This window comes from Streptomyces sp. NPDC028368 (assembly GCF_055565615.1).
The window spans coordinates 517,550-540,755 of sequence record NZ_JBVHTY010000001.1 but is presented as its reverse complement, the minus strand read 5'-3'; the positions used below and the strand labels follow the sequence as shown (position 1 = coordinate 540,755).

The 23,206-nt window shown below is 71.4% G+C and carries 21 protein-coding genes and 1 tRNA gene; 13 read left to right on the top strand and 9 right to left on the bottom strand.

Annotated elements, in window-relative coordinates:
- Nucleotides 1-15 precede the first annotated feature (15 nt).
- Nucleotides 16-1,287, top strand: coding sequence for a glycosyltransferase (locus ACZ4S3_RS02390; RefSeq protein WP_467924728.1), 1,272 nt, complete (start codon nt 16-18; stop codon nt 1,285-1,287).
- A 94-nt stretch (nt 1,288-1,381) separates the two neighbouring features.
- On the opposite strand, the gene ACZ4S3_RS02385 is transcribed toward ACZ4S3_RS02390, so the two are convergent.
- The 3 genes from ACZ4S3_RS02385 to gmd are packed head-to-tail and all read right to left on the bottom strand — an operon-like array spanning nt 1,382 to nt 4,082.
- A complete protein-coding gene (locus ACZ4S3_RS02385) occupies nt 1,382-2,536 on the bottom strand; it encodes a glycosyltransferase (RefSeq protein ID WP_467924726.1) in 1,155 nt (384 codons plus the stop codon).
- Nucleotides 2,533-3,072: an LbetaH domain-containing protein gene (locus ACZ4S3_RS02380; protein ID WP_467924724.1), complete on the bottom strand. Its 540-nt coding sequence runs from the start codon at nt 3,070-3,072 to the stop codon at nt 2,533-2,535. Before ACZ4S3_RS02380 ends, ACZ4S3_RS02385 begins: the two co-directional genes overlap by 4 nt.
- Nucleotides 3,069-4,082, bottom strand: coding sequence for a GDP-mannose 4,6-dehydratase (gene gmd / locus ACZ4S3_RS02375; protein WP_467924722.1), 1,014 nt, complete (start codon nt 4,080-4,082; stop codon nt 3,069-3,071). Before gmd ends, ACZ4S3_RS02380 begins: the two co-directional genes overlap by 4 nt.
- 206 nt (nt 4,083-4,288) lie before the next feature.
- Between gmd and ACZ4S3_RS02370 the strand changes: the two genes are divergently transcribed.
- Nucleotides 4,289-5,233 (top strand): GDP-L-fucose synthase family protein, encoded by a 945-nt coding sequence (locus ACZ4S3_RS02370; RefSeq protein ID WP_467924720.1) that lies wholly within the window; start codon nt 4,289-4,291, stop codon nt 5,231-5,233.
- Nucleotides 5,234-5,312: 79 nt separating this feature from the next.
- Here the strand turns inward: ACZ4S3_RS02370 and ACZ4S3_RS02365 are convergent, their stop codons facing one another.
- Nucleotides 5,313-6,605: a sugar transferase gene (locus tag ACZ4S3_RS02365; protein ID WP_467925217.1), complete on the bottom strand. Its 1,293-nt coding sequence runs from the start codon at nt 6,603-6,605 to the stop codon at nt 5,313-5,315.
- Nucleotides 6,606-7,355: 750 nt separating this feature from the next.
- On the opposite strand from ACZ4S3_RS02365, the gene ACZ4S3_RS02360 reads away from it, so the two are divergent.
- The 6 genes from ACZ4S3_RS02360 (at nt 7,356) to ACZ4S3_RS02335 (ending at nt 11,763) form a co-directional block, all read left to right on the top strand.
- Nucleotides 7,356-7,574: a hypothetical protein gene (locus tag ACZ4S3_RS02360; RefSeq protein ID WP_467924718.1), complete on the top strand. Its 219-nt coding sequence runs from the start codon at nt 7,356-7,358 to the stop codon at nt 7,572-7,574.
- A 217-nt stretch (nt 7,575-7,791) separates the two neighbouring features.
- Nucleotides 7,792-9,714, top strand: coding sequence for a sensor histidine kinase (locus ACZ4S3_RS02355; protein ID WP_467924716.1), 1,923 nt, complete (start codon nt 7,792-7,794; stop codon nt 9,712-9,714).
- The gene (locus tag ACZ4S3_RS02350) at nt 9,704-10,150 is read left to right on the top strand and encodes a roadblock/LC7 domain-containing protein (protein WP_467924714.1); all 447 of its coding nucleotides are present in this window, start codon (nt 9,704-9,706) and stop codon (nt 10,148-10,150) included. The genes ACZ4S3_RS02355 and ACZ4S3_RS02350 overlap by 11 nt, the downstream gene beginning before the upstream one ends.
- Nucleotides 10,151-10,152: 2 nt before the next feature.
- Nucleotides 10,153-10,557 carry a DUF742 domain-containing protein gene (locus tag ACZ4S3_RS02345; RefSeq protein ID WP_467924712.1) on the top strand — a complete coding sequence of 135 codons (405 nt, stop codon included), beginning with the start codon at nt 10,153-10,155 and terminating at the stop codon, nt 10,555-10,557.
- Nucleotides 10,535-11,155, top strand: coding sequence for a GTP-binding protein (locus ACZ4S3_RS02340; RefSeq protein WP_467924710.1), 621 nt, complete (start codon nt 10,535-10,537; stop codon nt 11,153-11,155). Before ACZ4S3_RS02345 ends, ACZ4S3_RS02340 begins: the two co-directional genes overlap by 23 nt.
- Complete coding sequence (locus ACZ4S3_RS02335; RefSeq protein WP_467924708.1) at nt 11,152-11,763, top strand: GAF domain-containing protein; 612 nt, start codon at nt 11,152-11,154, stop codon at nt 11,761-11,763. Before ACZ4S3_RS02340 ends, ACZ4S3_RS02335 begins: the two co-directional genes overlap by 4 nt.
- Nucleotides 11,764-11,832: 69 nt before the next feature.
- Here ACZ4S3_RS02335 and ACZ4S3_RS02330 read toward each other — a convergent pair whose 3' ends face one another.
- Both ACZ4S3_RS02330 and ACZ4S3_RS02325 read right to left on the bottom strand, forming a co-directional pair.
- Nucleotides 11,833-13,113 (bottom strand): acyl-CoA dehydrogenase family protein, encoded by a 1,281-nt coding sequence (locus ACZ4S3_RS02330; protein WP_467924706.1) that lies wholly within the window; start codon nt 13,111-13,113, stop codon nt 11,833-11,835.
- 291 nt (nt 13,114-13,404) lie between these two features.
- Nucleotides 13,405-16,626, bottom strand: coding sequence for an amidohydrolase family protein (locus tag ACZ4S3_RS02325; protein WP_467924704.1), 3,222 nt, complete (start codon nt 16,624-16,626; stop codon nt 13,405-13,407).
- Between the two features lie 165 nt (nt 16,627-16,791).
- Here ACZ4S3_RS02325 and ACZ4S3_RS02320 point away from each other — a divergent pair, with 165 nt between their 5' ends.
- Nucleotides 16,792-17,706, top strand: a complete 915-nt coding sequence (locus ACZ4S3_RS02320; protein ID WP_467924702.1) for an alpha/beta fold hydrolase — start codon at nt 16,792-16,794, stop codon at nt 17,704-17,706.
- A 43-nt stretch (nt 17,707-17,749) separates the two neighbouring features.
- Here the strand turns inward: ACZ4S3_RS02320 and ACZ4S3_RS02315 are convergent, their stop codons facing one another.
- The 3 genes from ACZ4S3_RS02315 to ACZ4S3_RS02305 form a co-directional block, all read right to left on the bottom strand.
- Nucleotides 17,750-18,652: a transketolase family protein gene (locus ACZ4S3_RS02315; protein ID WP_467924700.1), complete on the bottom strand. Its 903-nt coding sequence runs from the start codon at nt 18,650-18,652 to the stop codon at nt 17,750-17,752.
- Nucleotides 18,653-18,751: 99 nt separating this feature from the next.
- On the bottom strand, nt 18,752-19,453 hold the full coding sequence (locus tag ACZ4S3_RS02310) for a transketolase (protein WP_467924698.1): 702 nt from the start codon (nt 19,451-19,453) through the stop codon (nt 18,752-18,754).
- A gap of 111 nt (nt 19,454-19,564) precedes the next feature.
- A complete protein-coding gene (locus ACZ4S3_RS02305; RefSeq protein ID WP_467924696.1) occupies nt 19,565-19,858 on the bottom strand; it encodes a YiaA/YiaB family inner membrane protein in 294 nt (97 codons plus the stop codon).
- A gap of 169 nt (nt 19,859-20,027) precedes the next feature.
- Between ACZ4S3_RS02305 and ACZ4S3_RS02300 the strand changes: the two genes are divergently transcribed.
- The 4 genes from ACZ4S3_RS02300 (at nt 20,028) to ACZ4S3_RS02285 (ending at nt 23,073) form a co-directional block, all read left to right on the top strand.
- Nucleotides 20,028-20,101, top strand: a tRNA-Pro gene (locus ACZ4S3_RS02300).
- A gap of 522 nt (nt 20,102-20,623) precedes the next feature.
- Complete coding sequence (locus ACZ4S3_RS02295) at nt 20,624-21,112, top strand: helix-turn-helix domain-containing protein (protein WP_467924694.1); 489 nt, start codon at nt 20,624-20,626, stop codon at nt 21,110-21,112.
- 73 nt (nt 21,113-21,185) lie between these two features.
- The gene (locus ACZ4S3_RS02290; protein WP_467924692.1) at nt 21,186-21,848 is read left to right on the top strand and encodes a hypothetical protein; all 663 of its coding nucleotides are present in this window, start codon (nt 21,186-21,188) and stop codon (nt 21,846-21,848) included.
- On the top strand, nt 21,841-23,073 hold the full coding sequence (locus ACZ4S3_RS02285) for an MAB_1171c family putative transporter (RefSeq protein ID WP_467924690.1): 1,233 nt from the start codon (nt 21,841-21,843) through the stop codon (nt 23,071-23,073). The genes ACZ4S3_RS02290 and ACZ4S3_RS02285 overlap by 8 nt, the downstream gene beginning before the upstream one ends.
- Nucleotides 23,074-23,206: the final 133 nt, after the last annotated feature.

Here is a 23,206-nt window from a genome sequence, read left to right as displayed (position 1 = left end):
GGACCCGCTCCTACGATGACCGCACAGCCTGAGGGGGCAGCCGTGGAAAACTCGTTCGCGGGCCGGTGCGTGCTCGTGGTCTCGACCAACTACGCACCCGAACACACCGGCATAGGGCCGTACTCGACGCAGATAGCCGAGCATCTGGCCGCGTCCGGCGCCGACACCCATGTCCTCGCGGGGATGCCGCACTACCCGGCCTGGCGGGTCGCGGAGGCCTATCGCGGCCGCTGGCGGATGCGCGAACACCGCGGCGGGGTGACGGTGCACCGGAGGCGGCACACCGTACCGCCACGCCAGACCGCCCTGCGTCGCGCGCTGTTCGAGGCGAGCATCCTGGTGCACGGCGTCGTGGCTCCGCCGCCCGTCCGCCCGGATGTGGTGCTCAGCCAGATGCCCAGCCTCGCCGGGGGAGTGCTGGGCGGGCGCCTGGCCAGGCGGGCGGGCGTACCGCATGTGGTGGTCGTCCAGGACCTGATGGGTGCGGCCGCGGAACAGAGCGGTATCCGGGGCGGGAGCAGGGCGGCCGCACTGGCCGGGGCGGTCGAGGCCAGGACCCTGCGCGGTGCCGCGGTGGTCGGAGTGGTGCACGAGTCGTTCGTGGACCGGGTGACGGCGATGGGCGTGCCCCGATCCCGGGTGCATGTGGTGCCCAACTGGACGCATGTGCAAGGCCCGAGCGGCGACCGGGAGCGGACCCGGGCGCGACTGGGCTGGCCGGCCGGGGAGACCGTGGTGCTGCACGCCGGCAACATGGGCCTCAAACAGGGACTGGAGGTCCTGGTCGAGGCCGCCAGACTCGCCGATCAGGAAGCGGCCGCCGTACGGATCGTGCTCATGGGCGACGGCAATCAGCGCGCACACCTGCAACGTCTCGCCGCGGGTGTCTCCTCGCTGTCCTTTCTGCCGCCCGCCGACGCCGATGAGTTCCCCGAGGTGCTCGCGGCCGCCGATGTGCTCGCGGTGACCCAGAAGGCCTCCGTACTGGACATGAGCCTGCCCTCCAAGCTCACGTCGTACTTCATGACCGGGCGGCCGGTGATTGCCTCGGTGGCCGCCGAAGGAGGCACCGCCCAGGAGGTCCTGCGCTCGGGGGCGGGGCGGGTGATCACACCGGAGGATCCGAAGGCGCTGCTGGCCGAGGTCCGGGCGCTCGCCGACGACCCCGAGCGGGCATCCCGGCTGGGCGCCCGCGGCCCGCGGTACGTCGAGGAGCGGCTGAGCGGCCGGGCGGGCCTGGAGCGGATCACCGCGCTGCTGCGCCGCGCGACGGCAAGCATGGCGTGACCGGCGGACCGGCGTGACCGGCGGACCGGCGTGACCGGCGGACCGGCGTGACCGGCGGACCGGCGCGGCGGGGACCGGCCCCCGCCGCGCCGGCTCACCTGGCCCCGGCCTCCGTCCCGGCCCCGGCCTCCGTCCCGGCCCGTACGAGGCGCCCGTACCACTCCTCCAGCCGGTCGGCCACGGCCGCGAGCGAGAACTCCGCGTCCACGGCCGCGCGGCCCGCGCGGCTGAGGCGCTCGTGCAACGGCCGGTCCTCCAGCAGCCGCAGCACCGCGTCGGCCAGCTGCTCCGGCGAACCGTCCGTCACCAGAGCGGCCTCGCGCCGCCGCAGCGTGCCGGCGATACCGCAGCTGTCCGTGCAGACCACCGGCGTGCCCACCGCCAAGGACTCCAGCACACTCATCGGGAACGGCTCGTCGATGCTGGGCAGGACATAGACACTGGCCTCGGCCGTCCGCCGCAGCGCGGCAGCGTGGTCCAGCGCCCCGCCGTAGGTCACCACCTCGCCGAGCCCTTCGCCGGCGATCAGCCGCCGGACCTCGGGGAGCCGTCCCTCGTCCGAACCGTGCAGGGTGAAGGTCACCTCGGGCCGTTTGCGGTGCACCAGCGCCGCCATCCGCACAAACGCCTCGGGGCGCTTGCGCTCCTGCAGCCGCGCGAGGAAGAGCACATCCGCCGCACCGCGCTCCGCGTCGGCAGGCCGGGGGCGGACCCCGTTGGGGAGCCTGACCAGACGCGGTCCGCGGGGCCCCAGCACCCGCCGCAGCCCGGCCTCTTCCCGGTCGGTCAGCACCAGTGCCGCGGACGCCCGGCGCAGCAGCGGGACATAGGCCCGGTCGAAGACCCTGGCCACGGCCGAACGGCGCGGCTGGACCATGCCGTGCGTCTGCACCAGGAACGGCCGGCGGCGTACCACCGCCACCGCGAGCGCGGCCAGCGAGACCAGATCGCGCCCGGCGTGCAGATGCAGGACGTCGGTCCGGCCGGCCCGCCGCCAGAGCGTCGGCAACAGCCCCGGATGGAACAGCCCGAGGAATCCCTGCCCCGGCACCAGCGTGCGGGCGCGGTGGGCACGGAGCGGAACGCCGTCCACGGTGCGCGGGGGTGCGCTTCGCCCCCGCCACAGTGCGACCAGCTCGACGTCGTGGCCCCGCGCGGCCAGTTCGCCCAGCTGCCCGGTCGCCACACTCACCGGACCGCCGTACGCACCGTCGTCGCTGACCAGGGTGACGACATGGGTGATCCTCATCGGCCACCCCCGGTGGTGTGGACGGCCCCCGGGGGAACGTCCCGATGGGCGACCGCACCGGCGCCGACCACCGCACCCGCCCCGACGGTGACGCCGCGCAGCACCATGGCACGGGCGGCCACCCACGCGCCGGCCTCCAGCCGGATCGGCGCGTTGTCGAACTCGAAGGTGGGCGAGTGCCGTTGATGGCTTCCGGTGCAGAGCACCGCGCCCTGGGACACACAGACATCACCGGCGATGGTGATCGGCTCCAGATTGATCAGCCAGGCGTCCTCGCCCACCCACACGTCGTCGCCGATCGTCAGCTTCCACGGCCACTGCACCCGCACCCGGTGCCGGATGAGCACCCGGTCACCGACGCGGGCGCCGAAGACGCGCAGCAGCGCGGGCCGCAGCCGCGGCGGGAACCACCACTTCATGAAGAAGAGGTTGAGTACGGCGAACCAGGCGGCCTGCGTCAGCAGTCCGCGGCCCTTGTCGTAGCCGGCCCCGGTGAAGCCGCGCAGCCGCCGGGCCGTGACGGAGGGAGAGCTCATCGGTCCACCCGCACCCGGTGGCCGGAGAGTTCGTCCTCCAGCTGCCGTACGTCCGACTCGACCATGATCCGCGCGAGCTCCTCGAACTGCACCTTCGCCGACCAGTCCAGCAGACTCTTGGCCTTGGCCGGATCGCCTATCAGCGCATCCACTTCACTGGGGCGCTCGTACTTCGGGTCGAAGCGCACACTGCGCTCCCAGTCCAGCCCCACCGTGTCGAAGGCGGCTTGCAGGAAATCCCGTACGGTCGCGGCCACACCGGTCGCCACCACATAGTCGTCCGGCTCATCGCGCTGGAGCATCAGCCACATGGCCTCCACATACTCCGGCGCATAGCCCCAGTCGCGGACGGCGTCGAGGTTGCCCAGATACAGATGCTTCTGCAGGCCCGCCTGTATACGGGCCACCGCGCGGGTGATCTTGCGGGTCACGAAGGTCTCGCCGCGCCGCGGGCTCTCGTGGTTGAAGAGAATGCCGTTCACGCCGAACAGGCCGTACGCCTCGCGGTAGTTGACCGTGGACCAGTACGCCATCACCTTGGCGCAGCCGTACGGGCTGCGCGGGTGGAAGGGCGTGGCCTCGTTCTGCGGCGGCGGGGTGGCGCCGAACATCTCCGACGACGAGGCCTGGTAGAGCCGGGTCCGCACCCCGCTGGCGCGAATGGCCTCCAGCAGCCGCATGGCCCCCAGCCCGGTCACGTCACCGGTGTACAGCGGCGCGTCGAAGGAGACCCGGACATGGGACTGGGCACCGAGGTTGTAGACCTCGTCGGGCTGCGTATCGCGCAGCAGATTCACCAGCGCGACCCCGTCGGACAGGTCGACGTGGTGCAGCACCAGCCGCCGGTCCGGTGTGTGCGGGTCCTGGTAGATGTGGTCGATGCGCTCGGTGTTGAAGCTCGACGAGCGCCTGATGAGCCCGTGCACCTCATAGCCCTTGTTCAGCAGCAATTCCGCGAGATACGAACCGTCCTGGCCGGTAATGCCGGTGATGACCGCGGTTTTGTGCATGGCTTCCCCCCACGAGAAGTTGATGTGCATCGGGATCGATCCGAAAGGGATCGGTGAACCGGAATGGATCGGTGAACTCCCCCGCGCCGATGGGTCGCGGGGCGTGGACGCTACCCGCTCGGCGACCCGCGGTCGAGAATCAAGAGCGCCAGATATTTCCGGAAATAAGCGGTGGGCGTATCGGATTCACTGACACAATCCGGCCCATGACTGACTTGCTGCCCACACCCGCTCGCGTCTTCGTCGCGGGCCACCGAGGTCTGGTGGGATCCGCCGTGGCCCGGCGGCTGACCGCCCAGGGCTACGACGTGCTGACCCGGACGCGGGCCGAACTCGACCTGCTGGACGCCGAGGCCACCGCGGCATTCCTGCGTACGGAACGGCCCGACGCCCTCGTCCTGGCCGCCGCCAGGGTCGGCGGGATCATGGCCAACAGCACCTACCCCGTGCAGTTCCTCGAGGACAACCTGAGCATCCAGCTCAGCGTCATCGCCGGTGCACATCACGCCGGAGTGCGCCGCCTGCTGTTCCTCGGGTCGAGCTGCATCTACCCCAGGGACGCCGCCCAGCCCATCACCGAAGACGCCCTGCTGAGCGGCCCGTTGGAGCCCACCAACGAGGCGTACGCGATAGCCAAGATCGCCGGCCTGGTCCAGATCCGGTCCTACCGCCGGCAGTACGGTGCCTCCTTCATCTCCGCCATGCCGACCAACCTCTACGGGCCCGGCGACAACTTCGACCTGGAGACCTCGCACGTCCTGCCGGCGCTCATCCGCCGCTTCCACGAGGCGAAGGAGAACGGCCTGACGGACCTCACCCTCTGGGGCACCGGAACACCGCGCCGCGAGTTCCTGCACGTCGATGACCTGGCCACGGCGTGCGAGGTGCTGCTGCGCCGCTACGACGGCGACGACATAGTCAATGTGGGCTGCGGCGAGGACCTGACGATTGCCGACCTCGCCTCCTGCGTCGCCGCCGCGGTGGGCTACGACGGACGGATCGGCTTCGACCCGTCCCGCCCCGACGGCACCCCGCGCAAGCTCCTCGACATCGGCAGGATGCGTGCCCTGGGCTGGTCGCCGGCCATCCCGCTCGCCGACGGCATCGCCCAGACCTACCGCGCCTGGCGGTCGGAGCCGGCGCGGACGTAAGAATGCCGGGCCCGTGGTGTGCGGGCCCCGTCCGCCCCTGGACGAGGCGCCGCCGGCCGCACACCCGGCGCCCGCCCGCTCAGTACGCACCGCGCCCGTCCACCACGGCGCGCAGGGTGCGCATCAGCACATCGATGTCGCGGGCATAGGACCAGTTGTCCACATAGCTCAGATCCAGTGCGATGGTCTCGTCCCAGGAGAGATCGGACCGTCCGCTGACCTGCCACAGGCCGGTCAGTCCCGGCTTGACGGACAGCCGGCGGATCTCCGTCCCGTCGTACCGCTCGACCTCCTCGGGAAGAGGTGGCCGCGGACCGACCAGGGACATATGGCCGGCCAGGACGTTGAAGAGCTGAGGCAGTTCGTCCAGAGAGAAGCGACGCAGCAGACGGCCCACCCGGGTCACCCGCGGATCCTGCCGGATCTTGAACATCGCCCCGTCGTGCTCGTTCGCCGCTTCCAGCGCGGCCCGCATCCGGTCGGCGGTGACCACCATCGTGCGGAATTTCCACATACGGAACGGCATCAGGTCCCGGCCGATCCGGATCTGCCAGTAGAAGACCGGACCGGTGGACGACGCCCGTATCGCCGCGGCCACCATCACGAACACCGGAGCGAGCAGGACCAGCAGGACCGCCGCCCCCACCCGGTCCGTCGCCTGCTTCAGCAGCACCGGAAACCCCCGCCGGGCCGCCGGATCTATGTGCATCACCGTCAGGCCCGCCGCCTTCGCCAGCCGGACGCGGTGCTGCGACACATCGATCAGGCCGGGGAGTATGGCCAGATCCCGGCCCCCGTCGTGCAGCGCCCAGGCCAGACGGCGCACCCGCGCGGCGGACATCCGGCGGCCCGGCGCCACGAAGACCACATCGGCGTCGAGCTCGGCGGCACACCGCAGGACGGTCTCCCCGTCCAGCGCCCCTTCCAGGGCGTCACCGTCGGAGGCGAGCCGCGCGGGAACGGGCAGCGCCGAGTCGGTGGCCTCCTCCCCGACGAGGCAGCTGCCGACGATGACGTATTCGTGGTCGGTACGGTGCGCCAGCTCCCTGAGCACCACGTCAACGGTGCCCGCCTCCCCGACGATCAGCACCCGGCGCAGCGCCTGCGCACGCCGGCGAGCGGCCAGCAGATAGCGGTACACGATCCTGCGCCGGACCACGGTCAGCGCCAGGCAGGGCACCAGCGCGAGCACACAGACCGCGGTGGAGACCTCGACCCGCGCCGCGACACAGGTGACCGCCAGCACGCCCAGCATGGTCAGCCAGTCCCGTAAAACCGGCAGTACCGCGCCGCGGCCCGTCAGCTCATCCCTGGTGTAACGATTCTTTGCCGCCCCCACGACCAGCCATGACGCACCGGCCAGTGCGGCCATGAGCAGCGGACGAGGCTGCCCGGTCGCGGCACAGAGCGCACCGACCGGCACCGAGGTACCCAGCGCATCCGTGGCCAACGCCACCTGCAGGAGCCGCCGTGCCGTGGGTCTGTGCCTGCCCTCCTCGTTCTCGCGTTCCGACGTGCCCTCCACCTTGGCTGTCCCGGCGGGTGATGACAGCACCCGTGATCCGGCAGCTTCGAACAACCCCATGGCCCCCCACTTGGTCGTCCCCTCACGTCCGGCGCGGTCGGCCCCCCGGCACACGACCGCCACCGTGTGGACGTGAACGCTAGAGCACGGTGCGCCCGACTGCTGTGCTTTACCTATTTTGAGTGTTCTTGTGTCCCATTGTTTACAAGTAATCGAAAGTATGGGTTGATTTCGGTCTCCGCGGTCATGGGCGGGATCGGCGTGCGCACGCCCGACGGAGAGGCCGCGGCGTAGCCGGTGCCATCCGAAAAGGCCTGGTGAACGGCCTGGCCAAGGTGGTGACAAGAGCACTGCACCTCGCAGGCGGCGGCGATGTAGCGGTTCCTCGTGACCTCGGCACTTCGGTACCCGTGGACGCTGGTGACGGCGCACGCGGAGTCCGTGGCCGTATGGATTCCGCCGGGCGGGTCCTCGGGTGGCCGCTCCGGAATCCCGGGCCGCCGATTGCGGACGGCGTCCGGTGCGGGAGACTCTTGCGTCATGTCACACGTAAGACTTGAGGCATGGATCGGCGGAGAGTGGCTCGAGGTGGGCGCCGTGAGCGTCACCGTAGAGGACTCCGCGCTGACGCTCTCCTTCGACCATCAACGGACCGAATCCGGGTACCGGGCCCTCATCTGGGAGCCACTGGAGAACTTTCTGCGGGAGTACCGCGACGCGCCGCTCGTCGTGGTGCCCGTGGGCCGCACCCTGCCGGTGATGTTCGGGGTCGGCGCCGCGGGACCGTTCCGGCTGGCGGAGATGGCGGGTGACTGACCGCCGCGCACCGATGGCCCCGCCGAGCACTGCCGGTGGCCCTTCAACTCCCTCTGCCTGAACGCAAGTTCGCATGCAATCGCACTGTCGTGCGCACCGCGCCCACTTATGGAGGTAGCGAGGGGTAGCGAAACCTCGAAGTGGGTCCGAACCCCACCCCGGCAACAACTAGCGTGCGTGCTCCGCGAACTGCCAACGGCCGATCCGGAGGGCGCCGATGCCTACCGCATTCCCCCAGGGAACCCAGACGTCACCAGAGGTGCAGAGGTCCCCAGGGGCACAGAGTTCCTCTGGGGACCAGCGTTCCCCGGAGGGCGGCCCCGTACCCCTTCCCACCCGGCGGCGAGAACGAGAGGGCGGCCGGCACGGCCGGGCCGCGTTCCCCGAGTCGGCCGCCGACTCGGCGATACGGTCCCGTCTGGTCCGGCTCGCCGCCGTCCCCTGCCTGCTGGTGGCCGTCACCTGTACCGCCATCGCCGCCTTCGCCGTCCAGTCCGGCGGCGCCCAGCTCACCGGCCGCGAGTGGCCGGTGCTGGCCGGCGGGCTCGGCCTGGTCTGCGTCATCGTGCTCACCGCGGGCGCCACCGCCAACTCCGAGGCCCGTGCCGTGGTGATGCGCTACGCCCGGCTCCGCGAGGTCTGCGCCCGCAGCCAGTCCGACCTGTACGACCTCCTGGACCGCGTACGGCACGGCGAACGGCTCCACCACCGCGACCCCGAGGCCGACCCCGTCCGCACCGGCGACACCCTCGACCTGCTCGCCCACGAGGTGACCGCCGCCGGCCGGGCCGCCGAGGCCGCCGTCATCGACGCGGTCGCCATCGCCCGCAGCAACGCCACCGGCAGCGAGCAGAAGGTCGAGGTGTTCGTGAACCTCGCCCGGCGCCTGCAGTCCCTCGTACACCGCGAGATCCTGCTGCTGGACGAGCTGGAGCACCAGGTCGAGGACCCCGACCTGCTGAAGGGGATCTTCCACGTCGACCACCTGGCCACCCGCACCCGGCGGCACGCCGAGAACCTCGCCGTCCTCGGCGGGGCCGTCTCGCGCCGCCAGTGGACCCGCCCGATCTCCATGGTCGAGGTACTGCGGTCCGCCATCGCCGAGGTCGAGCAGTATCCCCGGGTCAAGCTCGTCCCGCCGATCGAGGGCCATCTGCAGGGGCACGCCGTCGCCGACGTCGTCCACCTGCTGGCCGAACTCGTCGAGAACGCCTCCATCTACTCCGCCCCGCAGACCCCGATCCTGCTGCGCGCGCAACTGGTCACCGCCGGTCTCGCGGTCGAGGTCGAGGACCGCGGCCTGGGCATGGACCAGGAGGAGCTGACGCAGATGAACGGGCTCCTCGCCGACCCCGAACACGTCGATGTCCCCGAGCTGTTGAGCGACGGCCGGATCGGCCTCTTCGTCGTCGCCTCGCTCGCCCGGCGGCACGGCATCGTCGTCCAGCTGCAGAGCAACATCTACGGCGGGGTGCAGGCCGTGCTGATCGTGCCCCAGGAACTGCTCGGCGACGAACCGGCCGACCCGGCAGCGCAGGACGCGGCGGCCAACGGGGCCCCGGAGACCGTCCCGCCGCTGGAGCGCGACGACCGGTACTCCTACCTCGACGCCTACGACGACGACCGGCACTCCCCAAGCCACCGGAGCCTCGGCTCCGCTCCCGCCCCCGACCTCGCGCTCGACCCCCCGCAGCGGGGTGCCGACGACCGCTCGGCCATGCCCCCCGCCGGCCCCATGCCCCCCACCGGCCCCGTGCACTCCCGCCGCGCCGCCGCCCCCGGCCCCGTCCAGCTGCCCCCGGCCCCGCCCGCGGATCCGGACGACGGCGCCCGCCCCCGGCTGCCGCGCCGGATCAAGCAGACCCATCTGGTCCCCGAACTCCGCGGCGACCCGATCCTCCCGACCCCCACCACGGGCCCCGAACGCGACCACGACCCGACCCTGATGGCCACCTTCCAGCGCGGCTTCAGTCTCGGCGACGACACCTACGCGGCCGGCCTGGCCGCCTACCGCAACCGCAATACCGCAGACCAGGGCGGCGAAACCGGCAGCCCCGGCGGCAGTGAGCTGCTAGACGACCGTGACCACGAGGCCCCGACGGCCCGCCCCCAAGGAGACGACCACAACCATGGTGAGTGATGTGCACACGCAGCCGTACACGCAGTCGCAGGGGCAGCAGCAGGGCGAACTGTCCTGGCTGCTGACCGGACTCGTGCAGCGCGTCCCGCATGCCGGCAGCGCGCTCCTGCTCTCCTCCGACGGTCTGGTGAAGGCCGCCCATGGCTTCGACCCGGACAGTGCCGACCACATGGCGGCCCTGGCCTCCGGCCTCTACTCCCTCGCTCGCAGCACCGGGGCGCGCTTCGCACCGGGCGACAAGGTCCTGCAGGTCGCCGTGGAGCTGGAGTCCAGCTTCCTGTTCGTCTCGGCCGCCGGATCGGGTGCCGTCCTGGCCGTCCTGGCCGGCAGGGACGCCGACGTGGGGGTGCTGTCGTACGAGATGGGGATGCTGGTCAAAAGCGTCCGGCCCTATCTGTCCACGCCCGCCCGCCGGCAGCCGGCCGGCGGTCGCTGACCATGCCGCTGCGCCGCCGACCGCGGCGAGGCGGCCAGGACCCGGCGTGGTACGACGACGCGGCGGGCCGGCTCGTCCGGCCGTACACCATCAGCAACGGCCGGACCCGCCCCACCGCGCACTTCGACCTGCTGACCATGGTGATGGCCACCGGACGGCGGCCCGCGGCCTGTCAAGCACCGGACTACGCCCAGGTGTTGCGGATGTGCGGCGGACCGGTCTCGGTCGCCGAGATCGCCGCTCACATACGACTGCCCGCCGTGGTCACCAAGGTGCTCCTCGCCGACCTCGTCGACTGGGGGGCGCTCACCGCGCGGGCCCCCGCGGCCGTTTCGGCGGACCCCGCGTCCCGTACCGACCGAGCCCTGCTGGAGGCGGTGCTGAATGGACTTCGCAAACGACTGTGACCCCCGAACCCCGGGGGACCCCTCGCCCGACCTCTTCCCGACCGCGCTCAAAATCCTGGTCGCCGGCGGCTTCGGGGTCGGCAAGACGACCTTCGTCGGAGCGGTGAGCGAGATCGAACCGCTCAGTACGGAGGAACTCCTCACCCAGATCGGCATCGGCACCGACGATCTCGAGGGCATCGAGGACAAGAACACCACGACCGTCGCCATGGACTTCGGCCGGATCACGCTGAGCTCCGAGCATGTCCTCTACCTCTTCGGCACGCCGGGCCAGCAGCGCTTCTGGTTCATGTGGGACGAACTGTCCAACGGCGCGCTCGGCGCGGTGATCCTCGCCGACACCCGGCGCCTGGACCAGTGCTTCGCCGCCGTCGACTTCTTCGAGCGACGCGGCATCCAATTCATCGTCGCCGTCAACGAGTTCGACGGCTCCTACCACTACGAACCGGACGAGGTCCGCGCCGCCATAGACCTCTCCGCACAGACCCCGGTCGTGCTCTGCGACGCCCGTCAGTGCAGTTCGGCCACCACCATCCTGGTGTCGCTCGTCGAGCATCTGCTCAGCCCTGCCCTAGCCGCCACTCCGGAGCTGCCATGAAGCATCCCGTCCCTCGTGCCCCGTACGTCACTTACGACCCGACGCGCCGCCTGCTCCTCACCCCCGAGGACAACGAGGCCCCGGCGCGCGTCGCCCGGCTGCGCGAGCTGGGCATCGGCAGCTCCCCGCTGCCCGCGTTCGACGACTTCGCCCGCAAACTGGCCAGTACGACCAGGACGCCGTACGCCATGGTCAACTTCATCGACGAGCGGCGGCAGTACTTCGCCGGGCTCTACGCCCCCGACCTCGACAGGGCCGTCGAGCTGGGACCGGCGCCGCCCAGCGGCCGGCCGGGCCGGGTGATGGCCCGCGACCACGGCTACTGCCCGCATGTCGTGGTCCGCCGCAAGGCCCTGGTGCTGGAGGACGTCTGCGACTATCCCCGGTTCGCGGGCAACCCCGTCGTCGACGAGATCGGCATCCGCTCCTACATGGGCGCCCCGCTGATCGACCGTACGGGCATGACGCTGGGCACCGTCTGCGTGGTGGACCTCGAACCGCGCCCCTGGGGGCGGGAGGGGCTGGCGACCATCAAGTCCCTGGCCGCGGAACTCGTGGCGCAGATCCATGACATGGAGCAGCGGCAGCAGCAGTCCGACGCGTCCTGAGGGGCGCCCGCGCGACGGGGCCGCGGCGCTCGGCTGTACCGGCCGATGCCGCGGCCCCGTGCCGTTGCCTCACTTCAGCGACGCGCACCAGGGGTACCCCTGCCCCGGCCCGGTGCGCTGGCCCGGCACCCTGGCCGGTGCGTCTTCCTCCGCCCGCTCGGCCGGCTCCAGCCGCAGCAGCTCCGCGAGCCGGCTCGACCACTCACCCTTCATCTCGCCCATGGCCAGCTCGCCCAGCCGCAGCAGCTGGATGTCGGAGGTGCCGGCCGGCGCGAAGATGTGGTGCGCGTCCCGCAGGAACCGCTCCACCGGACGGTCGGTGAACAGCCCGCACCCGGCATGGATGTCCATCGCATCGCGCGCCGACTCCAGAGCCGACTCCACATTGACCAGCTTGGCGTTCATCAGCTCCGCATCGCACGGCAGCCCCTGGTCCAGCAGATGCACCGCGTGATATGCGGACAACCGGGCCAGCAGCAGCCGGGACTGGATCCGCCCGAGCTTGAGCTTGATGTTGCTCAGGTCGGCGAGCGGTTTGCCGTAGCGCTGCCGCTCGGCACAGAACCGCGTCGTCTCGTCCAGCACCGCTTGGTGGATGCCCAGCGATACGGCGGTCAGATTCGGCCGCCCGTACAGCACGCTGGAGGAGTACGCCACGGACAGTCCGTCGCCCTCCCGGCCCAGCAGATTCGCCGCCGGGACCCGGCAGTTGTCGAAGAACAGCTCGCCGAAGCTGAAGCCGTGCAGCCCCATCGCGGGCTGCTGCTCCCCGACCCGGAAACCGGGGCTGCCGGACTCGACGAGGAACGCCGACAGGCCCTTGGAGCCCTCGCCGGTGCGGACGACCACGCCGTGCAGATCGCCGACATGGCTGTTGCCGACATAGATCTTGCGGCCGTTGAGGAGATAGTCGTCGCCGTCCCGGACCGCGGTGCTCGCCATGCCCAGCACATGGCCGCCGGACTGCGGCTCGGTCACGGCTATGGTCGGCAGACAGTCGCCCGACGCGATGGCCGGGAGCCAGGTCTTCTTCTGCTCCTCGCTGCCGAAGTGGACGATCTTCGCCACGCCCAGCTGGGACGCCTGCACCATGGCGCCCATCGCGGCGCTCACCCGCGAGATTTCCTCGATGATGACGGTTTTGGCGACATGCCCGGCGCCCATCCCGCCGTAGGCGCGCTGGACGGTCGCGCCGATCCATCCCTGACGGGCGATCCGGCGCGAGAGGTCGTGGCAAACGGAACGGCTCGCCTCCATCTCGGCAATCCGGGGGCGGACCTCGCACTCGGCGAAGTCGCGCACCCGCTGCCGGAGTGCTTCATGTCGCTGGTCGGTGAAATAGCGATACAAGACGAGCCCTCCTCCGCGATCGTTCCCTCGCTGATCGCACCCCGCCTCGGGACGGCACCGGTGATGCCGTCGGTTTTCGTCGTTCCGGAATGTGATCCCTCGCTTACCGCGTGCAATACCCGTTGGCATACCTACTGCGGGTCGCATGAAACATCAACCGGGGGCGATTGAATGAGGAGTTGAAGCACGAAGCAGTTGCGCACACCCCCTCACGAGCCCCCCTCCGGAGAACGGCCGTGGCGCGGCTCCGGGCCTCCCCGAAACCGCGCCACCCCACGCCTCCCCGGCTCGTCAGTGCCCGGCGTCGCAGCAGGACTCGCGACGCTGCTGCCGGCCCACCTCCAGCCAGTCGACGGCCGTCCGCGCCGCCCGGTCGGTGTGCGCGGCGGGCGCCGGGAAGGAGTCGACCAGCTCCCGCCGCTCGAAGAGCCGCCCGCCCCGCAGCACCGCGGAGATCCGCACCAGCGACGCGAAGTCGGCGAACGGATCGCCGTCCACCAGCGTCATGTCGCCGAGCTTGCCGACCTCCAGCGTCCCCAGGTCCCGCTCCGCACCGAACACCTTGGCGGGCAGCGCGGTCGCGGTCCGCAGGGTCTGGGTCACGCTCAGCCCGCCCCGGTGCAGCGCCCGCAGGCACAGATGCAGGGACAGTCCGACCGGCGACAACGGCTGATCGGTCCCCAGCGCCACCACCCCGCCGCCCTTCAGCACCCGCTGGTAGATGGCGACTTCGGTCCCGATGTCCGCCAGCTGCACGGGCGTCGGCCGGTGCCCGGCGTTCTCCCGTACGAACGCCGTGTCCCAGGGAGGCATCAAGGTGCCCACCCGGTCGTCGTCCGCCAGCGAAGGATCCTCACCGAGCAGCGCACCCGCCGAGAACGGGGTCGCCACGAGATGGAAGCCGGTGCCGGTGTAGATTTCCTCGACGTCCTGATAGGAATGCGCCGAACTCGAGACGGCATGACCGAACTCCAGCCGCTGAGTGGCCTGCAGATGGGTCGTCAGATCCTGTCCCACCTGTATGCCGGGGGTCAGCAGATGGCTGCCCGCGCGGACCCCGAGCCGCTGGTGCGCAAAGCGCGCGGCCTCCGCCATCACCCAGCCCGGCGCCCGTACATACGTCTTGACGAAGTCCCAGTCCAGAGCCGCACCCCGCTCCAGCGAACGCCGCAGCCCGGCCCGGGTGCGGTGCGCCCGCCCCATGCTGTACGCGACCCGGCCGCCGTCCAGCAGCTCCCCGCAGGTCAGCAGCCGTGGCCCGGCCAGCACACCGGCCGCGATGGCCTCCCGGATGCGGGCCTGCTCGTACGAGAAGCCCCCGCAGGACACCGCGGTGGTGATCCCGTACGCCAGCTGCAGCGCCGTCTGCCGCCCGCCGTACGTCGTCTGCCACGGGTGGGTATGGGCGTCCCACAGGCCCGGCAGCACCGTCTGGCGGGAGGCGTCCACCCGGCGGGCCGCACCGGCGCGGGACGGCCGGTGCGGTTCCACCGCCGTGATCCGCCCGTCCCGTACGACCACATCGACGTCCTCACGTACCTCCTCCCCGGTGCCGTCCCAGAACCTGCCCGCGTGGACGACGGTGTCCCGGGCCCGCGCCCCGCGGTGTTCGAGGGACAGCGGCACGGTCCGCGCCGCGCCGCCGGACACCCCGACCAGCCGCAGCTTGCCCGCCGAGAGATAAAGGAGCGTGCCGGAGTCCCCGGACCACGACGGATGGTCGGCGCTCTCCTCGGTCAGCTGCCGCGGCGCACCGTCCGGCCTGCCGTCCGGCCGTACCGGCAGCACCCACAGCGCCGACTCGGCGATCACCGCCATCCACCGGCCGTCAGGGGACCAGACCGGCCCGGAGTCGTACCGGTCGGCGATCGAGACATGCTCGGCGAGCGCGTACAGCCGGTCCTTCCCGGTCTCGGTGTCGAGGACCCGGATGACGTTGTAGCCCTCGCGGAAGCGGTGGTTGAGACGATTGCGGTCGCAGTACGCCAGATACCGGCCGTCCGGCGACCAGCTGGGGCGGCCGGGCAGCCCGCCGCCGCCCATCGGCGCGGCCAGCACCTTCTCCGTGCCGTCCGCCAGGGTCCGCACCACGAGATTCCCCGACATGTCCAGCGCCGCCAGGCGCCCCCCGTCCGGCGACAGCGCCGGCTGCACCCGGCCCCCACTGGCCAGCACCGTTTCCTTGCCGGAGGCGAGCTCGCGACGCCGCACGGCGAACAGCCCGTCCCGGTCGTCCGCGTACACCAGCGAACGGCCGTCGCGCGACCAGCTCGGCGCCAGGACATAGCGGGTCGCCGCGGCCCGGAAGATCCGCCGCGGCGCTCCTGTGCCCGAAGTGGGCGCGGTCCACAGCGAGTTGAGAGCGGCGAAGGCGACCGTGCGGCCATCGGGCGACAGTGCGGGCAGATGCACCCCGCGTACCGGAACCGCCCCCGCCCGCTCGAACCCGTAGTCCTTGACGCGGTATTCCTTACGGTCCAGCGGCAGTTCGGCCCGGAAGGGGATGGTCTCGGCCCGCTGCGGCGCATCCACGGGGACGATCCGGAACTGCCCGCCGACCGTCAGCAGCAGCGCGTCCCCCGAGACCCAGCGCGGCGGAACCGGCTCCACATCCCCCTCGACCTCGACCCGCGCCCCGTCCACCACCAGGGTGCAGGTGGGCCCCGGATAGTCGGTGGTCCGCAGATACGCCAGCCGCCCGGTGGGCGACAGCGCGGGCACCATCACCTGCGCGGTGGCCGTCTCGGTGTGCTCGGTGCGCACCGCCCCGCCGCCGTCAGCGGGCACCGAAGCCACCGTGCGGGAGGCCAGTACGGCACCCGTGACCCGGCCCCGTACGAAGGTGATCCGGGAGCCGTCCGCGGACCAGCAGGGATCGAAGTCCTCCCAGACGCCATCCTGATGGGGCCCGTCCTGGCCGGGCAGCCCGGTCACCCTCGTCAGCCGCTTCGTCTCCACCTCCAGCACCCAGATCCGGTACGGGCCGCCCGCCACCGCATCCCCGCCGCGCTCCGAGGCGAATGCGATCCGGGTCCCGTCGGGCGACCAGGCGGGGCCACGGTCGTCCCACGGGCCGTCGGTCAGCTGCGTCAGGCCGGTGCCGTCGGTGCGCAGCATCCACAGGTGGAAACCGCCGCCCCGATAGGCGCAGACCGCGATCCGCTTGCCGTCGGGCGCATGCACCGGACGGGTGGGTTCCAGGTCGGGCGGGGTCAGGGCGACCGCGCCGCCGCCCGCCCGCGGCAGCGACCACAGGACGTTCTGGACCTCGGCGATCAGCCGGTCGCCGGACGGGGAGAGGGAGGCGGCGCCGTTGGTGGCGGCCGTGAAGGAGAGGGCCGCGCCGGAGCCCCGTGCATCCTGTGCCGACGCGGCGGGGGCGGCGACCCCGGCCAGCCCCGCCACGGCGGCCGCCGACGCGGTGCCCTGCAGGAACCTGCGCCGGGACAGTGGCAGCGGTTCGGGAGAAAGGCCTTCGGGGGGCAGGTCCTCGAAACGGTCCGTGGTGTCCAACGATCCTCCTGTAAAAGGGAGTTGCCGCACGGTGTCAGAGCCGGCCCGCCTGATCGTGTCACGCCGTGCCGGAACGGGGCCAACGGCGCCCGCGCGCCCCTTGGCGGACCGCTGCCAGGGGGGAGAGAGTGGGCGCGACACTCCCCGTAGTCAGGAGACGATGCCATGCAGCAGGACTTCCACCAGGCCCCCGATGGCGCCCGCATCGCCACATACACCTGGCTCCCGGAGTCCGGCCGGCCCCGCGCCCTGGTCCAGATCGCCCACGGTGCCGCGGAACACGGCAGGCGCTACGACCGCTTCGCCCGCTTCCTGACCGGCCACGGCTACGCCGTCATCGCCTCCGACCATCGCGGCCACGGCGCCACCGCCCCCTCCACCGGGGGCCGCGGCGTGGTCGACGAGGACGCCTGGCGGGCGATCGTCAGCGATCTCAAGGGCATCGGCAACCATGCGGCCGGCACCCACCCCGGCGTCCCTCTGGTCCTGCTCGGCCACAGCATGGGCTCCATGCTGGCCCGCGACTATGCCCAGGAGTACGGCGCCGACCTCGCCGGACTGATCCTCTCCGGCACCTTCCGCACCCTGCCCGGCCTCGACATCGACGGCGCGATCGGCGAGCTGGACCAGGAGATCGCCGCCCACGGCCGCGCCCACCTCTCGCCCTTCATCCCGCGCAACTTCAGCTCCTTCAACGACGCCTTCCCCCACCGCACCGGCTATGAATGGCTCTCCCGCGACGCCGACGAGGTCGACCGCTACGTATCCGACGACGACTGCGGCTTCCCCTTCTGCGCGGGACTCGCCCTCGACTGGGTGCAGGCCATCCGCAAGATCAACGACCCCGCCAACCTCGCCCGTATCCCCCGCGGCCTCCCCGTCCACATCGCCGTCGGCGACCAGGACCCCTGCAACCAGCACATGACGCTGGTCCATGAACTGCTGGAGGACTTCCGCTACCTGGGCACCCGCGATCTCACCTGGAAGGCGTACGCGAGCGCCCGCCACGAAATCCTCAACGAGACCCACCGGGACGAGGTCCAGGGCGATCTGCTGGCCTGGCTGGACAAGCACATCTGACGCGGCGGCCGGCCCACGGCTCGCGGCACCCCGGCGCCTCGCCCTACTTCTCCAGGAACCCCGCGATCCGCTCCCGCAGGCTGCGCGGGTCGAGCCCGTGACCCGCCAGGTGCTCGTCGATCCGGCCGTAGCGGCGCAGTTCCCGGCGCCCGACGCCCAGCCCCAGTACCCGGTGGGGCAGGTCCTCCAGGGCCTCGTTCGCGAAGCGCGTCGAGGTGCCCGCGAGATACGGCTCCACGATCGCCACCTTCGCGGCGTCGGCCGCCCCGGTCGCGGCCCGCAGCGCCGGTGCGTCGAAGGGCCGCACGGTGGTCGCGTACAGCACGGTCACCTCCAGCCCCTCGGTCGCGGCGAGAACGGAGTCCAGCATCGGCCCGACCGCCACCACGACCCCGCCGCGCCCCTCCCGCAAAGTCTGGAAGCGGGCTCCGTCCACCGGCCGCGGCGCCTCGTTGACCTGCACGGACAGTCGTACGTACACCTTGTCGTCGCCGGCGGCCGCAGCGTGCCGCAGCAGCGTCTCCGCCTCGTCCGGGTGGCCGGGTACGTGGACGGTCCAGCCGTCCAGGGTGTCGAGCAGTCCGACATCACCGGGTGCCATGTGCGTGAAGCCGCCACTGGGCCAGTCGTACGAGCCGCCGGCGCTCACCAGCACCCCGCCCACGCCCTGGTGGCCGAAGTCCAGCTTCACCTGCTCGAAGGGGCGCTCCACCAGGAAGCCGGCGAACGTGTGCAGAACCGGCCGGAGACCGGTGAGCGCCAGCCCGCCGCCCACACCGATCAGCAGCTGCTCCCTGATGCCCACATTCAGCACCCGCTCAGGATGCCGCTGTGCCGCATCGGCGAAGCCGTCCTTGCCGATCTCGGCGAGGACGACCGCGAGCCGCGGATCCTCGTCGAGCAGCCGCGAGGTGACCGAGGCGAAGCGCTCACGCATGGTGTCCATCAGGGAAAGCCTTTCGGAGAGTTGAGGGGGAGAAGAGGGGCGAGGCGGCAGCGGGGGAGACGGGGAAAGGGATGGCGGCGGAGAAGGGCGCGGGGCCGGTCAGGCGGTCTTGGGCTCGACGCGGGCGACCACCGCATGCGGCCGGCCCGGGTGCGGCGCGCTGAAGGCCTCGTACAGCGCCTCGTGATCGCGGCCGTCAACAGTGGCCACGGACCAGCCGGCGGCCCCGAAGCGGGCGGCGATGCCGCCGGGCCGGCCGTGCGAGGCGGAGGAATTGTCGATGACGAGGGCGTGCAGCCGGTCCAGCCCGGTGGCGCCCGCGTAGGCCAGTGCCTCGTGGTTGCTGCCCTCGTCCAGTTCGGCGTCGCCGATCAGCACCCAGACGGCGGGTTCGGTCCGGCCCTGTGCCCGCAGCCCGAGGGCGGTGCCGACACCGAGCGGCAGCCCGTGCCCGAGTGAGCCGCTGCCGATTTCCGCGCCGGGTACGAGCGCACGGTCGGGGTGGTGTCCGAGCGGCGAGTCGTACGAGCCGAATCCGGTCAGCCAGTCGGTGGGGAAGAAGCCCTTGGCGGCCAGCACCGCGTAGTAGGCCATCGGGCCGTGGCCCTTGGAGAGCAGAAAGCGGTCCCGGTCGGGGTCCGCGGCGGTGGCGGGGGAGACCCGCAGCACCCGGTCGTAGAGCACCCAGAGGGCATCGAGGGTGGAGGTGGCGGCGGGACCGTGCTTCTCGTCGCCCGTCATCAGGCTCATCAGGGACGGTAGTTGGTCGAATCCGGGCGCGGTGCCGGTTGCGGTCGTCATACGACGAGCCTGCAACCTCAAGTGTTCTTGAGGTCAAGCCCGGGGGTCGCGGATTCCGTTCCCCGCGATCCCCGGCCCGCCCCGACCGCCGGAATCAGGCCTGCGTCGGAGTCAGCCCTGACCCGAGGTGAAGACGTCCTGTTCCATGAGGATCTTGTCGATCCGGGCCTTGTCCACCCGGTTCGTCACCTCCTCCACCTCCTGGCGATCGCGCACGCACTTGGCCAGTGTGAACGCCGACGACACCACGAAGACCAGCCCGAGTGCGAGAAACCCGCGCTCCCAGGGTCCGACCGGCAGTTTGATGATCCCGATCACCAGTGCCACCAGTGACAGCCCGAACGAGATCGCGGCCTGCACGAAGAATGCCGTGGTCGTCGGCCGCTGAATCGATGGAGTAGTCATGCGCGTAGCGTGGCGGCGCCGTGACACAGGCGCATGAGTACGGGTACTCATCTGCGCCGCCCGGCCGGCCGGTCCGCCGCGCCGGAATATGGCGACGCCCACCCTCTGACATGGGGTATTGTTCTTGTGCGCGGTCAGTCCGGGGCATCTCCCGGCCGGAACGGGCAAACGGGACGTGGCGCAGCTTGGTAGCGCACTTGACTGGGGGTCAAGGGGTCGCAGGTTCAAATCCTGTCGTCCCGACGTATAACGTCGCAGATCAGGGCCGGTTTCCACGGAAGTGGAAACCGGCCCTTGGTCGTGCTGGGGCCCGCCGCGTTCGAGCTGTCGCTTCGGGGCCGTGTCCGGGGCGCACTCCCCGGCCTCCGTCCCGTTCCCTGGCGAGGCGTCAGATGTGCCCGCCGTGCCGGCCTCGTGGATCCTTCGCGGAGCATTGTCAGACCCCCCGACCAGCCTCGGTGCCAACGAGGTTGAGGTTCGACGGGGAGGTGCGAATGGGACGGTCGGAGCGCGGAGTCCAGGCCATCGGCCGCCCGGCGGCGGGCCGTTGCCGGCGAGGGTGGGCGCCCCCGTCGCGGATGCGCAGGGTGAACTCAACTGCTGGTTAAGTCCAGTGAACTTCACTGTCCGTAAGTGGACTGGTGCGGCGTGTTCCTCCCATGAAAGGATGAGAGGAGAGGTTCCGGCGTCCTTAACTGTTCGTTGGGCTCGGCCCACCGGGCCGTCGTGCGGGACCCATAGGAGTCCGAAGGGCGGGGCGAAGGCATGACAGTGGGGGGCGAAGGCCGGTCCAAGGGGGCGAGCAGCACGCTCGCGGAACGGCTCAACCATCTCTTCGCGAACATGCACCCGGCCGGGGCGCCGTATACCAACGCCTATGTGGCCGACGAGATCAGCGGCGAGGCGGCGGAGTACGGCGGGGTCAAGGTCACCGAGCAGTATCTGTCGATGCTGCGCAACGGCAGGCGCACCAACCCGAGCCCGGAGCTGCTGCGCGCGCTGGCCAAGTTCTTTGCCGTGCCGGTCGGATATCTGCTGGGCGACCTCTCGCAGCCGCAGGCCGCGCGGGTGGAGGAGGAGGTCCGCTTCCTGGCGGCCATGCGCGATCAGCGGGTGCGGGCCATCGCGCTGCGCTCCGTCGGGCTGCCGCCGGAGGTACAGGAGAGCCTGACGACGATCATCTCCCAGTTCCGGCAGCAGATGAATCTGCCGGCCGATCCGCCGGATCAGGGTGGTGAGCGGCGTGCGGAGTGATCCGTTACGGACCGCTGAGTGCGACCAGATCTTTGCCTTCTGGCGGCGGGCCGGACACGAGGACGGGACGAACATGCGAGTCGGGCGGATACGCAGGCGGTGCAAGCAACTGATCAAGGAGCTGGCGCTGCCCGCCTCCATGGATCTGCGGGGGATGTGCGACATCGTCGCCACGCGTGTGGCACGGCCGGTGCATATGGTGCCGATGAGCCTCGGCGGTGTGGTCTCGGGCATGACGGCGTCAACGGACGACGGCTACTGGATCTTCTTCGAGCTCAGGACGTCTCCCTGGCACCAGGCACACATCGTGTTGCATGAGCTGAGCCATCTGCTGCTGGGGCATGCGCAGGATCCGGCCATTACGGAGGACGCGCTGCGGGTGTGGACCCCGTCCGTCGATGTGGCCACCGCCATGCGCCGGATGGGCCTGACCGCGGGCCTCGCCCGGCATCACGCCTACGACAACCTCGCCGAGCGGGAGACCGAGGTGCTGGGCACGCTGCTGATGGAGCGGGTCGCGCCGTCGGCCGGCGAGCGCGAACTGCCCCTGGAGGGGCAGGCGGCCGAACTGGCGGCGGCGCTCGGGCCGGCGCTGCAGCACATCCGGCGGCAGCAGGCCGCGGCTGCGGCCCAAGAGGGGGCTGCGGCCGCAGCCGCAGCCGCGGACGCGGCCGGGGACGGAGACGCGGCCGCAGACGTGGACGCGGCCGGAGACGGGGGACCGCAGCGTGTTTGACGTCATCTATCTCGCCTTCGCGGCGATCGCCTGGGCCATCGTCGGCTACAAAACCGCGGCCTGGTTCCGCGACCGGGGCAACGCCGACCTGGGGCTCGCCTGTGTGATGACGGGCGGCGTGGCGACGGTCTTCCTGTTCTCCGCGCCCAGCCTCTACCGCTGGTTCGACCGGCTGGTCGGCGTCGCCAACCTCGCCATGGTCTTCCTCTACTCCTCCGTCGTCCTCTTCGCCGCGGGCGCGCTGGTGCTGCTGCTGCGCTGGACGGCAGGCGAGGGGGAGGCCGGGCGCGCCCGCGCGCGGACCAAGGCGCGCGCCGCCGTCGGGGGAGTGGCCGCGCTATGGGCGGTGGCCATCGCCGGCTTCGCGGTCGGCCGCCCCGATTCCGTCGAGCACCCCCGCGACTTCAGCACCGCCTATACCGGCTCGCCCGGCGTGATGCTCTTCCTGGTGCTGTATTTGGCCATCTTCGGATCGAGCCTCGCGGGCCTGGGAACGCTCTGCCCGCGCTATGCCGCCCGGCTGGGCGTCTCCTGGCTCGCGCGCGGTCTACGGGTGCTGGCCGCGGGCTGCTGGCTGGGCCTGGTCTACTGCGCCTGCAAGGTCATCGGCTTCGTCCTGTCCTGGGCGGGCCACCCGGCGCTCTGGCTCTCCAACGGCGTGGCCCCGCTCAGCGCGTCGGTCGCGGCGATCCTCGTACTCACCGGCTTCGCGCTGCCGGCCGCCGGCCCCCGCGCAGCCGCCTGGCGCCGGCTGCGCCGTCTCTCCCCGCTCTGGCGGACCGTCACCGCGGGGACCCCCGAGGTCACCATGGAACGGGCGGCCTGGGTGGTCCGCTGGCCGTTCGCCGACCTCGAATGGCGCGCCAACCGGCAGATGGCGGAGATCCGGGACGTACAGCGCGGAATCCGCCGCCATGTCGAGTACGACGCCGTCGACATCGCCCGCGAACGGGCCCGCGCCGTCTCGCTCGACGACCGCCAGCTGGCCGCCGTCGCGGAGGCGGCCGCGCTCCGCCGCGGGCTGGAGAACCGCGCGGTGGGCCATGTGCCCGCTCACGGCGCCGACAGCGTGGTGGTCGCCACGGGTACGGCCACGGGCGCGGAAGGAGCCGAACTCACCTCGGAATACGAGCACTTGGCGCTGGTCGCGGATGTCTATCACTCGCCGCTGATAGACACCGTGCTCACCGAGCTGCGGCAGCGCAGCTCCGTACTGCGCGGCTAGGAGCTGCGCGAGCACACAGACGGGGTGGCCCGGTACGGGGGTCCGGGCCACCCACGCGAGCGGGGCGGCACCGGGCTTCAGGCGCCGGTGCCGCCCCGCCGTTGCGGTCCGCGTTCCGCCCCCGACATGACGT